The organism is Kitasatospora sp. NPDC101235, assembly GCF_044767505.1.
In the GTDB taxonomy this organism is placed as follows: domain Bacteria; phylum Actinomycetota; class Actinomycetes; order Streptomycetales; family Streptomycetaceae; genus Kitasatospora.
This window is the reverse complement of sequence record NZ_JBIWNZ010000068.1, coordinates 1-12,129: the sequence shown is the minus strand read 5'-3', so window position 1 is coordinate 12,129 and position 12,129 is coordinate 1. Positions and strand designations below refer to the sequence as shown.

Below are 12,129 nucleotides of genomic sequence, written 5' to 3'. Positions count from 1 at the left end.
CGGTGTGAGTGGGCTCACGGTTTATGTCATGGTTTGTCCGGTTTGTCGGTCACTGACCGAACTGCCGCCGATACTCTGGGTGCAGACGACCCCCCCTGGGCTGAGACCGGCGTCACAGGCGCGACCACTCCCCCGGCACAGCCGGCTCGATGCGCTCGCGCCTGGGCCGGGAAACCGGCGCCGACGAAGAGCCGGACAACCTCGCGTTCGGGCAGAAGTCGGGCGTGGCACGTGCCGAATAGGCCGCTGCCCCCGACGGCGACACGCCGGACCCGCTCGTCCTGGCCCGCGGCTCGTGACGGGTCCCGCTCCCCCGCGCCCCGCTTCCGTCCGGGTGCGGAAACCTCGGACCTCGGCAGAATCGATGTGTGGGGGACGGCCCCGGCTGCGCCGCGGGTGCCTACACGAGAGGACCATGCCATGCCCGACTTCCACCCGAAGCACGATCACCTGATCGTCAAGCCGATCGGGGGCCCGACCCCGCAGGACCCGGTGACGTGGAAGGGCGAGGTGGTGGCGGTAGGGCCCGGCCGACAGCTGGGGAGCGGCAAGCCGCACCCGGTGGACGTCAAGGTCGGCGAGAAGATCCTCTTCAACAGGCTCTCCGGGTCGGAGATCACGGTGGAGGGGCAGGAGTACGTCGAGCTTCCCGAGGACGAGGTCCTCGCGCTCTCCGCGGAGTAGGGACAGGGCGACGGGCGTACCCGGCACCCGACGTCCTCGATCCCGACAGCCCCAGGCCCCCCGAGACCTTTGGAGATCCCCGTCATGACCGAGCAGTCACCTGCCCGGATCGGCGTCACCGGCCTGGCCGTGATGGGCCGCAACCTGGCCAGGAACTTCGCCCGCCACGGATACCGCGTGGCTGTGCACAACCGCACGCAGGCGCGGACCACGGCGCTGCTGGAGGAGTTCGGGCACGAGGGCGAGTTCGTGGCCGCCGGGACCACGGAGGAGTTCGTCGCGGCCCTGGAACGCCCCCGTCTGATCGTGATCATGGTCAAGGCCGGGGCGCCGACCGACGCGGTCATCGACGAGCTGGTGCCGCTGCTCGACGAGGGCGACGTGGTGGTGGACGGCGGGAACGCGCACTTCCTCGACACCAGGAGGCGGGAGGCGGCCCTGCGGGAACGCGGACTGCACTTCGTGGGCAGCGGGATCTCCGGTGGAGAGCAGGGCGCGCTGGAGGGGCCGAGCATCATGCCCGGCGGCACACCGGAGGCCTACCGGGTCCTGGGGCCGTTGCTGGAGGACATCGCGGCCAAGGTCGACGGCAAGCCCTGCTGCACCCATGTCGGACCGGACGGCGCCGGTCACTTCGTCAAGATGGTCCACAACGGGATCGAGTACGCCGACATGCAGCTCATCGCCGAGGCGTACGACCTGCTGCGGCACGGAGCGGGACTGCAGCCCGACGCGATCGCCGAGGTCTTCCGGACCTGGAACGCCGGGCGCCTGGAGTCTTACCTGATCCAGACCACCGCCGAGATCCTCGCCCACACCGACGCGGCGACCGGGAAGCCCTTCGTCGACGTCGTGCTGGACCAGGCCGAGCAGAAGGGCACCGGCCGCTGGACGGTCCAGAGCGCGCTGGAGCTCGGCGTGCCCGTGAGCGGGATCGCCGAGGCGGTCTTCGCCCGGGCACTGTCCGGCAGCGTGCCGCTCCGGCAGGACGGGCGGGGGCTGCCCGGCCCCACCGAGACGTGGCTCGACAGCGCGGCGGCGGACCGGTTCGCGGACGACGTCGAGCAGGCCCTGTACGCCTCCAAGATGGTGGCCTACGCCCAGGGCTTCGACCAGATCCAGGCCGGCAGCGCGGAGTACTCCTGGCAGATCGACCCCGGTGAGATGGCCGCGATCTGGCGCGGCGGCTGCATCATCAGGGCCCGGTTCCTGGACCGGATCCGGGCCGCGTACGAGGCGGAGCGGGAGCTTCCCACGCTGCTGACCGACGCGTACTTCCGGGAGGCGCTCGGCTCCGCGCAGTCGGCTTGGCGACGGGTCGTCTCGGTGGCGGCCCAACTGGGGGTGCCCGCCGCCGGCTTCGCAACCGCGCTCGCCTACTACGACAGCCTGCGGGCGGAGCGTCTTCCGGCCGCACTGGTGCAGGGACAGCGGGACTTCTTCGGCGCGCACACCTACCGCCGGGTCGACCGGGACGGGATCTTCCACACCCGCTGGGAGGCCGAGGGCCGCCCGGAGGAACAGCGCTGATACGCCCCTCGACTGGTCCCAGACCAACAGCAGGGTCCTGGTCAGGAACACCAGCACCCCGGAGCAGGCGCAGGCGGCCACCCAACCGCTGCTCGACCGCCTGGACCGGCTGATCGGTGACCCTGCCCGAACATCTGACGGACGACGTCCGGCAGGCCGTCGCCCTCTGCCCCGCCCAGGCGATCCGGCCGGCAGAACAGGAGAGGCGGGAGGACGGGGAATGAAGCGGATCGCCATCGTCGGAGCCTCGGCCGCGGGCCTGACCGCCGCCGAAACCCTCCGCCGCCGTGGGTCCTCCGGCTCCCTGTCCGGGTCCACGGCCTTCTCGGCTCGGCCCCACCCGGTGCGCGGCCCGGCCCGGGAATCGCACATCCGGGCCATGGCCCGCCCGCCGCGCCGCGCGGCGAGCCCGTCTGGCGGCCCTCCCGGCGGGCGGGGAGAATGGTGATCGCAAGGCTTGCCGCCGCGAGACGCGGAGTGGGTAACTGGTGTGAAGAGCTCCCCTCGCCCCGCCGAGTCCGCCACGCCGCTCGCGCCCGGGCCCGGCCCCGGTGAGAAGGGGCTCAGGTCGGGCGCCCTGGGGCTGTTCTCGTCGGTGGCGATCGGGATCTCCTCGACCGCGCCGGCGTACAGCCTGGCGGCGACGCTCGGCCTGATCGTGGCCAGGGTGGGGCTGCAGGCCCCGATCATCACCATGCTGGCGTTCGTGCCGATGCTGCTGATCGCGTACGCCTACCGGGAACTGAACGCCGTCGACGCCGACTGCGGGACGACCTTCACCTGGGCCACCCGCGCGTTCGGCCCACGGGCCGGCTGGATGGGCGGCTGGGGCCTGATCGTCGCCGACGTGATCGTGATGGCGAACCTGGCCGAGATCGCCGGCATCTACGGCTTCCGGCTGGTCGGGCTGGAGTCGCTGGCGACCAACCGGATGTGGACCACCGTGGCCGGCGTGGTCTGGATCGCCCTGATGACGGCGGTCTGCTACGTGGGCATCGAGGTGTCGGCGGCCATGCAGCGCTGGCTGCTCTGCCTGGAGGTCGCGGTCCTGCTGCTTCTCGCCGTCACCGCCCTGGTCAAGGTCTACACCGGCGGCCCGCCGACCGCGGCGCACGTCTCCGCCTCCTGGTTCAATCCGCTGAACGTCCCCTCCGCCCAGGCGCTGACCACCGGGGTGCTCGCCGCGGTCTTCATCTACTGGGGGTGGGACACCGCGCTCGCCGTCAACGAGGAGACCGCGGACAGCCGGCACACCCCCGGACGGGCCGCCGTGCTGTCCACGGTGCTGCTGCTGGTCATCTACGGTCTGGTCGCCACCTCGGCGCAGGCCTTCGCCGGGGTCGGCACCACAGGCATCGGGCTGGCCAACCCGGACAACTCCGGAGACGTGCTCTCCGGCCTCGGCGGGGCGGTGTTCGGCACCGCCGGGCTCGGCCACGCGCTCACCAAACTGCTGATCCTGATGGTGCTGACCTCGGCGGTCGCCTCCACCCAGACCACCATCCTGCCGACCGCCCGCACCGTCTTCTCGATGGCCGCGCACAAGACCGTGCCGTCCGGCTTCGCCCGGCTGCACCGCCGGTTCCTGACCCCGACCTGGTCGACCGTCGGCATGGGGCTGGTGTCGATCGCCTTCCTGGTGCTGCTCACCTCGGTCAGCCGCAACGTGCTGGCCGACTCCATCGACTCGGTGGGCCTGGCGATCGCCTTCTACTACGGCCTGACCGGCTTCGCCTGCGTCTGGTACCACCGCCGGGTGCTCACCCGCAGCCGCCGGGACCTGCTGTTCAAGGGCGTGCTGCCCGGGATCGGCGGGCTGATCATGCTGTTCCTGTTCTGCTACGCCGCCTTCCACGTCTACGCCGCCCCCGGCTACGGCGCGACCTCCCTCCGGCTGCCGCTGCTCGGCCAGGTCGGCGGGGTGACCGTACTGGGGCTGGGCGCGCTGCTGATCGGCGCGGCGCTGATGCCGGTGGTCACCCGGGAGCACACCGCTGCGCTGCGGCTGCAACGCAGCCTGCTGCCGCATCGGCTGCCGGCGCTGAGCGCGGTCGAGTCGGCCAGCCGCTACCTGCCGGCCGACACCCGCTCCGGGGTGGGCGGGGACTGGTACGACGTCATCCCGCTGTCCGGCAGCCGGGTCGGCCTGGTGGTCGGTGAGGTGCTCGGCCACGGCCTGCGGGCCGCCGCCGCGATGGGCCGGCTGCGGGTCGGCGTCCGGGTGCTGGCCCGGATGGACCTGGATCCGGACGAACTGCTCGCCCGCTTGGACGACGTGGTGCGCGAGGAGAACGGCCCGGGCAGCCCGCGCGGCGGCGGCGTGACCTGCCTGTACGCGGTGTACGACCCGGTCGACGGCCGGTGCAGCCTGGCCCGGGCAGGCCACGCGCCGCCCGTCGTGGCCGACCCGGCGGGCGGCGTCCGCTACGCGGAGCTGCCGGCCGGGCGGCCGCTGGGACTGGGCGGCCCGCCGTTCCAGCACGCCGAGCTGGACCTGCCGGCCGGCAGCCTGATCGCCCTGTACACGGACGGCCTGGTGGAGGCCGTCGACGGCCGGCGCGGGCTCGCCGAGACGCTGGCCGGGCTGCGCCGGCCGCTGGAGAGCCTGTGCGATGAGGCGCTGGCGACCCTGCTGCCCGGGCCGGTGGACGACGACGCCGTCCTGCTGCTGGTCCGCACCCGCCGGCTCGACGCCGGGCAGGTCGCCGACTGGCATCTGGCGCCCGACCCGGCGGCGGTCGCCCGGGCGCGTCGCCTGGCCACCGACCGGCTGGACGAATGGGGCCTGGCGGAGCTCGCGTTCACCACCGAGCTGATCGTCAGCGAGCTGGTCACCAACGCGATCCGGTACGCCCCCGGGCCGGTCCGGGTCCGGCTGATCCGGGACCGCAGCCTGATCTGCGAGGTCTCCGACACCGGGCACACCTCGCCGCACCTGCGCCAGGCCGCCCGGGACGACGAGGGCGGGCGCGGCCTGTACATCATCGCCCAGATCACCGAACGCTGGGGCACCCGCTACACCGAGGACGGCAAGACCATCTGGACCGAGCAGGCCCTGCCCGACGAGGGCTGACGGCCGCGACCGGGCATCGGCGTCCCTCGAACGGATCACGCCGAGCGCGTGCGGCTCCGGGGCGCGGGCCGCATCGGGCGGGCCGGAGGTGTCGGCGCGGCGCTGCCGGTCGATCCGGGAGAGGAGAGACGCTTAACTGTGGAGTGGGGAAACGACGCGGCTGTGGGGACGAGCGGGACAGAAGGGCAGTCCGGTGGCTGATGTCTCGAACACGAGGGCGTGGCGTTCGCCGCGGTTCCTGCCCAGGTGGTCGCGCCGGGTCACGATCGGCGGCTATGTGCTGATCGCGATCACGGTGGCGCTGGATTTCACCAGCGGGCCCGGTATCACGTTCGCCCCGATACTCGCCGCCCTCCCCGTCCTGGCCGGTGTGGGCACCCGCCGGGCCACGATCCCGCTGGCGGCCGGGGCGATCGCCGGCGCGCTCGTCGTCGCCATGGCGGCCTACGACGCCGCCGTGCCCGCGATCGTGATGGCGACCTCGGCGGCCGCAGTGGTCATGGTCACCTTCTTCAGCTGCGCCAACGTCGTGGTGGTGACGACCCAGGAGCGGGAACTGGCCAGGGTCCACACGGTCGCCGAGGCCGCGCAGCGTGCCCTGCTGCGCCTGGTGCCCCGGCGGATGGGACCGCTGGCGGTCGCGGTGCGCTATGTGGCGGCGGAGGCCGAGGCACGGATCGGCGGGGATCTGTACGAGGTGATGCCGACCCCGTACGGGGTGCGGTTGTTCCTCGGCGACGTGTGCGGCAAGGGCTTGGCCGCGGTGGAGACTGCGGCCGACGTGCTGGGGGTGTTCCGTGAGGCCGCGCGGGCCGAGCCGGATCTGGCGGAGGTGGCCAGGCGGCTGGACTCGGCGCTCGTTCGTCGTCCGGCGAGCGAGGAGTTCGTCACGGCGGTTCTGGTCAGCATCCCCGACACACCGGGACCGGCGGTCGTGGTCAACTGCGGGCACCCGCCGCCGCTGCTCTGCCATGACGGTCAGGTCAGCACGGTGGAGCCGTCCGTCGACGCACCGCCGCTGACGCTGCTCGGCCTGGTCGGCGGGGACTACCATGCCGAGTCGCTCGCCTTCGACCGCGGCGACCTGCTGCTGCTCTACACGGACGGCGTGTCCGAGGCCCGGGACGCGGCGAACCGGTTCTACCCGCTCGCCGAGCGCCTGGCCGCCCTGCCGCACGGGGAGCCGGACGCCCTGCTGGACGAGCTGCTCCTGGACGTGCGGGCGTACGTCGGCTCCGGGCTGACGGACGACGCGGCCCTGCTGGCCGTCCGCCGGGAGCGGTGACCGGTTCATCGACTCCATCGGAGCGAGCCCGCGTACCCCTCTCCCGGGCGCTACCGCCACGAGGAGCACGGGCCGGGCGACTACCGGGGCGGCGGTTGGTGCCGGTACTCCTCCAGCGCCGGCGAGGTCCTCATCGCGAGGAAGTTCGTGACGGTGTACTCGGCCAGCCCCGCCACCGAGTACGGGTCGCTCCTGGTGATGTCCTCGATCTGCGTCCGGTCGACACCGACCGCCACGATGACCGCACCATCGCGGGGGTCCTTGGGGCCCGATGCGATGAAGACGCCGGATTCGTAGTTCGAGTCGAGCCAGGCGACGTGCTCGGGGTGGGCCGCTTCGATGCGCTCAAGCGGCGCGATGTAGGTCAGCTCAAGAATGAACATGATCAATATCATAGCGCTGAGTAACCGACCGGTCGCGCAGAGGAAGCATCGGCGACGCGCCGACCAGCCTGTGGCCCGGGGCGGCCCGACGGCCTCCCGTCACCCCGTTCCGGTGGTGAGCACCATGCGGAAGCGGGCGGCACCGCGGAGCATCCTGTGGTACGCCTCGTCGGCCCGGTCGAGCGGCACGGTCTCGATCATCGGGCGGATTCCCTGCAGGGCACTGAACGCCATGGTGTCCTGGATGTCCTGCGCGCTGCCGGCCGGGTGGCCGCGGACGGTCCGGGCGCGCATGAGCAGCTGGACCGGGGCGATCCCCAACGGCTCGGTGTCCGCACCGATGACCACCAGTTCGCCCCGGTGGGACAGCCCGTCCACGGTCGCCGTGATGGCGGCGGAGTTCGCGGCGGTGGCCAGGACGACCCTGGCGCCGCCGAGGGACTGCAGCGCGTCCGCGACGGGCGTGCCGGCCGTGCTGTCGATGTAGTGGTGCGCGCCGAGCTGCTTGGCGTAGTCGGCCTTGTCTGCGCCGCGGGCGATGGCCACGGTCTCGAAGCCCATGGCGGCCGCGTACTGCACGCCCAGGTGGCCGAGGCCGCCGATGCCGAGTACGGCGACGAGGTCGCCCGGCCGTGCGGAGCTCGTCCGCAGCCCGTTGTACGTGGTCACCCCGGCGCAGGCCATCGGCGCGGCATCGGCGGCCGCCAGCGCGTCGGGGATCCGGGCCAGGGCATCGGCCGGCACCACCACCGCCTCGGCGTAGCCACCGTCGTACGCCCCGCCGGGGACCTTCAGGTTCAGGCACAGGATGAGGTCGCCCCGCCGACAGGCGGCGCAGTGCCCGCAGCTGCCGCCGAACCAGCCCACCGCGACGCGGTCGCCCACCCGCCAGCCGGTGCTCTGCGTTCCCTCGCCGAGCTCCTCGATGCGCCCGGCGATCTCATGCCCGGGGACCAGCGGAAACCGGACGCCCGGCAGCCCGGCGTTCACGAACATGGCGTCGCCGTGGCAGATTCCGCAGGCCTCCACGGCGATTCGTACGTGCCCGGGGCCCGGCCGCGGCACGTCACGCTCGACGATCTCGAACGGCCCGCCGGCGGAGGCCACCTGTGCCACTCGATGGGTACTCATCCGGATTCCTCCCGGTGCACCGGCACGAACAGCTCTCACCATCAGCAGACCAGCTCCGGTCTGATCACGCTCGCCGGGACCGGCTCGGGCCGTCGGCGCCGATCGCCCTGGACGGGCTCGGGGCGGGCGTGGCCGTGGTGCGTGATCGTCCGGGTCGGGCCCTGCGCACCGGCGGCGGGCGGATTGGTGCACCCGCACGGACTTCTTCGCGACGGGCCGGGAGGGGTGGGCGTGCATGGCGAACGCACACAGCACCTGCCAGGCCTGACGAACCTGACACTCCGTCGGATCCGCAACACCTCCGGTCGGGCCGCCTACGGCGCGGCGGGCTGCCGCCGGACGTCCTGGAGATGGCCGTGTGACGGCAGAAGAGCGGCGGCCGGCTTCGGCCTTCCCGTCTCCGACGACGAGCGGATCGCAGAAGTCGATCGGTACGTGGCCGCTCCCCCGCCGCTTCGAGGTGCATGGGCAGCTCCGCCGAGAGACGCTGGGCGAGTCCGTCTGATGGACCACCGACGACACAGGAGGTGTTCATGAGACGCAAGTACTGTGCAGCGGTCGCCCTCACCGCCGCCGTTCTGTTCACGGGAACGGGGGCGACGTACGGGACCGCAAGCGGCGCTCAGCCTCCCGCTACGCGCAGTGTCGTGGCGAGTACCGCCCAACTCCCCACCGAACAACAGATCGCCGCCCTGTTCGACAAGTGGAACGCGGCTCTGGCCACCGGCGACCCGAACCGTGTCGCGGACCTCTACGCCCCCGATGCCGTGTTGCTGCCGACCGTCTCCGACATCCGTACCAGTCGCGCCGGGATCGTCGACTACTTCACGAAGTTCCTGGCGAGCAAGCCCGTCGGAAAGATCCAGGAGCGGTTCATCACCGTCCTGGACCCCACGAGCGCCGTCGACACGGGCCTCTACCAGTTCACGCTGACCGACAAGAACGGCGACAAGTCCACGGTCAACGCCCGCTACACCTTCGTCTACGAGCTGCGTGGAGGCAGGTGGCTGATCCTCAACCACCACTCCTCGGCCCTGCCTTCTCCGGGCTGATCCGGCTACCCGTCGAGCCCCCGGTCGGCCGCGAGGTTGGTCGGGCCGCCCTTGCGGACGGTGTCGTCACCGATGCGCAGCGCCGCCACGCTGTCCGGACGTTCGGGGAACGGCACGAGGGCCTGTGTCCGCGCTTTCGCGCGGGCACAGGCCCTCGTGGGTCACTCCGGTGGTCCCTGTCCGGCCCCCGGGGTGAGGGGAAGCCGAAAGGTCGGCTTAGTACCAGTGGTGGGACTGCCAGAAGTTCCAGGCGGCGTTCGGGCTGCCGTAGCGGGTGTTCATGTAGTCCAGTGCCCACTTGATCTGGGTGGTCGGGCTGGTCTTCCAGTCCGCACCGGCGGAGGCCATCTTGGAGGCCGGCAGCGCCTGGCCCAGTCCGTACGAGCCCGAGCTCGGGTTGGTCGCGGTCACGCTCCAGCCGGACTCGTGGGAGATGATCTGGCTGAACGAGGCCAGCTGGTCCGCCGGCACGATCTGGGCGGCGATGGCCTGCGGGGAGGCGTCGGCGGCCGAGGCGACCGCGGGGACCACGGCGGCACCCAGGGCCGTCACACCGGCGGCACCGGCAAGAATCGCGGCAGAGGTACGCATACGGAGCTTGAAAGCGGGCATGTAGAGCAAGACCTCAATCGGGTTGGGCCGAGTCACTCCCCGTTTCGGACCGAGGCCGGACAGGGGCCGTAACGGTCGCGGGGCGTGGCTTGGCGGTAGGCCGTTCACCGGCGGGACAGGTGCCGGTGTGGCTTGATGCAGCAATTGTTGCCAGGCAGGACCGGTCACCGACAAGACCCCCTCGCTACGACCCGCCGTCGTAGCCATGGGTGAACGGCACCGGTCCGCAGGGGTGGGCGCCCGGAGCGCGCCGGTCCCCGCCGACGCCTCTCGGCCTGCGCAAACACCCTCCAGCCATCCGCCAAATAGTCTCAAAATGGAGCAAAACGGACACCACTATCCGTCGTCGTACACCGCATTCCCGTGTGAGCGCACTCACCACACAGGCCCCGGCAACATCACCGACCGGCCCGCCGCCACCACGCTGAGTCAACACCGGGCGGCCGCCATTGAGATCGCCACCACACCCGGCCGACGCGCGAACGGCGCCGAAGGGCATTCCCTCAGCTGCCGGTCCTCCCGGCCGGCACGACGGCAGCCGGGCACCGGCGCGAAGCCGTCGCAAGGTCGCGGCGGGGTGCGGTGGCGGGGTCGGGGCCCTGTCCAGGGGGTGGAATTCCGCGCGCGGTGGACGGCGCGCGCGGCACCGTGGACGGCATGATTCTGCAACCGGAGACCGACGACCTCGCCGCCTACCTCGCGGCGGACGAGGTGATCGACCACAAGCACCCGGAGCTGCGGCGGGCGGCCGCCGGGCTGGCCACGCCGGAGGCGGCGTTCCACTACGTCCGCGACCAGGTGGCACACTCCGCGGACGCGGGCTCGTACAGCGGGGCGTTCCGCGCCTCCGAGGTGCTGGCCGCGCGCAATGCGATCTGCCACGGCAAGTCCCACCTGCTGGCCGCGCTGCTGCGGGCGCAGGGCGTGCCAACCGGCCTGTGCTACCAACGACTGGAGGACGGCGAGGGCGGATTCGTGCTGCACGCCCTCAACGCCGTGCACCTGGACGGCCGCTGGTCCCGTCTGGACGCCCGGGGCAACCGCGAGGGGGTGGACGCGCAGTACGACCTCAATCGGGAACGGCTGGCCTGGCCGGTCCGGCCGGAGCGGGGCGAGCGCGACTACCCCGTGGTCTTCGTCGCACCGCCCGCCTCGCTGGTCCGGGCGCTCGCCCGGGCAGTGCCGGGCCGGTTCGGCCACGACTACCTGCCGGCCGAACTTCCGGGTGACGCGTCGGCCGGCCTCGGGTGAAGCGGGCGACCGCCACACATGAGCAGACACGCCCCCCTGGAGCCGCCCTGACCGGCGCCGTACGGAGCTACGGACCCGGCGTGTAGGGGTTGCCGATGGGATTGCCGTCCGGAGGCACGTGTCCGTGCAGGGGCAGGATCGCCGGATGCGTGCCCAGCCGGATTCCGTACCGGCGCCGAAGGCGGTTCATCTCCAGCAGGGCTATCCCCGTGACCGTCACCGGCGCGCCCAGGATGAAGACGACGCCCAGAGCGAGGCCGAGGCCGTGCAGGTCACCGGAGAGCAGGTCCGGGACCGCCATCAGCCACGTCGTCACGGTGGCGAGCAACGGCGGCAGACAGCGGTGCACTCCCGCGGTGCCGAAGAAGTTGTCGGACACGCAAAGACCCCCGGCGCCCACGAACCAGGTGAGCCAGAGCGCCGCCATGAGGCACAGCAGCATGCGGAGCGGGGAAGCACCGTTCGCCAGCATCCACGTCAGCACCATCACCACGACCGAACCGATGAACAGCAGCAGCAGTTTGAGCGAGTTCACCAGCGGGGTGCGCAGCTGGCGGACGGTTCCGGTACGCCGCCACACGTAGAGCATCACACCGATCGTCAGCGGCGTGATCAGCAGCAGGACGAGACTCGCCGTCAGCACCTTTTCCAGCATCCCGTCGAAGGAGAAACCGCCCTCCACGAAGCTGTAGACACCGATCGCCGCGACCACGCCGCAGATGACCCGGACGCGTTTGAGGGACTCCACGGCGGGATCGACCGACTCGGGCACCCACGCCGGGTGGAAGACCGCCTTCGCCACGTTCTTGGGATTGCGGAACGACCTCACGGTCAGCCTGTCGCTGAGCCAACGCTCACGCCCGCCGGTCAATTGCCGTCCCCCTGCTTCTCGGTCTGTCAAGATCGCCGGAGAGTCTATGGGAGGGGCACGGCGCGCTCCGATCTCCGTCTCCCGCTCAGCGGCCGGATGCCGCAGGTCAGCTGGCGGAGGACGGCGATGCAGCCGGCCTCCTGCGCCGGCCGGCGTGGGCGGCGGGTCAGAACTGCCAGGTGGGGTCGTCGGCGATCGCCAGCAGGGCGGCCTCGTCCAGGCCCGCGTCCGGTTGTTCGGCCCACTGCTGGAGCGTC

10 protein-coding genes are annotated in these 12,129 nt (G+C 71.9%); 6 read left to right on the top strand and 4 right to left on the bottom strand.

Annotated features, from left to right (window positions below; all coding sequences use genetic code 11):
• Positions 1-420: 420 nt before the first annotated feature.
• The 4 genes from ACIRRH_RS43340 (at position 421) to ACIRRH_RS43325 (ending at position 6,572) form a co-directional block, all read left to right on the top strand.
• Positions 421-684 carry a hypothetical protein gene (locus ACIRRH_RS43340; protein WP_224284499.1) on the top strand — a complete coding sequence of 88 codons (264 nt, stop codon included), beginning with the start codon at positions 421-423 and terminating at the stop codon, positions 682-684.
• Positions 685-768: 84 nt separating this feature from the next.
• Positions 769-2,214 carry an NADP-dependent phosphogluconate dehydrogenase gene (gene gndA / locus ACIRRH_RS43335; protein ID WP_403078957.1) on the top strand — a complete coding sequence of 482 codons (1,446 nt, stop codon included), beginning with the start codon at positions 769-771 and terminating at the stop codon, positions 2,212-2,214.
• A 490-nt stretch (positions 2,215-2,704) separates the two neighbouring features.
• The gene (locus ACIRRH_RS43330) at positions 2,705-5,287 is read left to right on the top strand and encodes a SpoIIE family protein phosphatase (protein WP_403078955.1); all 2,583 of its coding nucleotides are present in this window, start codon (positions 2,705-2,707) and stop codon (positions 5,285-5,287) included.
• Positions 5,288-5,564: 277 nt separating this feature from the next.
• Positions 5,565-6,572, top strand: a complete 1,008-nt coding sequence (locus ACIRRH_RS43325) for a PP2C family protein-serine/threonine phosphatase (protein ID WP_403078954.1) — start codon at positions 5,565-5,567, stop codon at positions 6,570-6,572.
• A gap of 80 nt (positions 6,573-6,652) precedes the next feature.
• Here the strand turns inward: ACIRRH_RS43325 and ACIRRH_RS43320 are convergent, their stop codons facing one another.
• Both ACIRRH_RS43320 and ACIRRH_RS43315 read right to left on the bottom strand, forming a co-directional pair.
• Positions 6,653-6,955 (bottom strand): YciI family protein, encoded by a 303-nt coding sequence (locus tag ACIRRH_RS43320; protein ID WP_403078952.1) that lies wholly within the window; start codon positions 6,953-6,955, stop codon positions 6,653-6,655.
• A 99-nt stretch (positions 6,956-7,054) separates the two neighbouring features.
• Positions 7,055-8,086 (bottom strand): alcohol dehydrogenase catalytic domain-containing protein, encoded by a 1,032-nt coding sequence (locus ACIRRH_RS43315; RefSeq protein ID WP_403078951.1) that lies wholly within the window; start codon positions 8,084-8,086, stop codon positions 7,055-7,057.
• A 647-nt stretch (positions 8,087-8,733) separates the two neighbouring features.
• On the opposite strand from ACIRRH_RS43315, the gene ACIRRH_RS43310 reads away from it, so the two are divergent.
• Positions 8,734-9,138 (top strand): SgcJ/EcaC family oxidoreductase, encoded by a 405-nt coding sequence (locus tag ACIRRH_RS43310; protein WP_403078949.1) that lies wholly within the window; start codon positions 8,734-8,736, stop codon positions 9,136-9,138.
• A 216-nt stretch (positions 9,139-9,354) separates the two neighbouring features.
• On the opposite strand, the gene ACIRRH_RS43305 is transcribed toward ACIRRH_RS43310, so the two are convergent.
• A complete protein-coding gene (locus ACIRRH_RS43305) occupies positions 9,355-9,750 on the bottom strand; it encodes a transglycosylase SLT domain-containing protein (RefSeq protein ID WP_403078947.1) in 396 nt (131 codons plus the stop codon).
• Between the two features lie 657 nt (positions 9,751-10,407).
• On the opposite strand from ACIRRH_RS43305, the gene ACIRRH_RS43300 reads away from it, so the two are divergent.
• Positions 10,408-11,001, top strand: a complete 594-nt coding sequence (locus ACIRRH_RS43300) for a transglutaminase family protein (protein ID WP_403078946.1) — start codon at positions 10,408-10,410, stop codon at positions 10,999-11,001.
• A gap of 67 nt (positions 11,002-11,068) precedes the next feature.
• Here ACIRRH_RS43300 and ACIRRH_RS43295 read toward each other — a convergent pair whose 3' ends face one another.
• Positions 11,069-11,713 carry a hypothetical protein gene (locus tag ACIRRH_RS43295; RefSeq protein WP_403078945.1) on the bottom strand — a complete coding sequence of 215 codons (645 nt, stop codon included), beginning with the start codon at positions 11,711-11,713 and terminating at the stop codon, positions 11,069-11,071.
• Positions 11,714-12,129 lie beyond the last annotated feature (416 nt).

Bases quoted from the DNA above. Each gene is read 5' to 3' on its own strand.
- ACIRRH_RS43340 (WP_224284499.1), top strand. From the start codon at position 421: ATGCCCGACTTCCACCCGAAGCACGATCACCTGATCGTCAAGCCGATC.
- gndA (WP_403078957.1), top strand. From the start codon at position 769: ATGACCGAGCAGTCACCTGCCCGGATCGGCGTCACCGGCCTGGCCGTG.
- ACIRRH_RS43320 (WP_403078952.1), bottom strand. From the start codon at position 6,955: ATGTTCATTCTTGAGCTGACCTACATCGCGCCGCTTGAGCGCATCGAA.
- ACIRRH_RS43315 (WP_403078951.1), bottom strand. From the start codon at position 8,086: ATGAGTACCCATCGAGTGGCACAGGTGGCCTCCGCCGGCGGGCCGTTC.
- ACIRRH_RS43305 (WP_403078947.1), bottom strand. From the start codon at position 9,750: ATGCCCGCTTTCAAGCTCCGTATGCGTACCTCTGCCGCGATTCTTGCC.
- ACIRRH_RS43300 (WP_403078946.1), top strand. From the start codon at position 10,408: ATGATTCTGCAACCGGAGACCGACGACCTCGCCGCCTACCTCGCGGCG.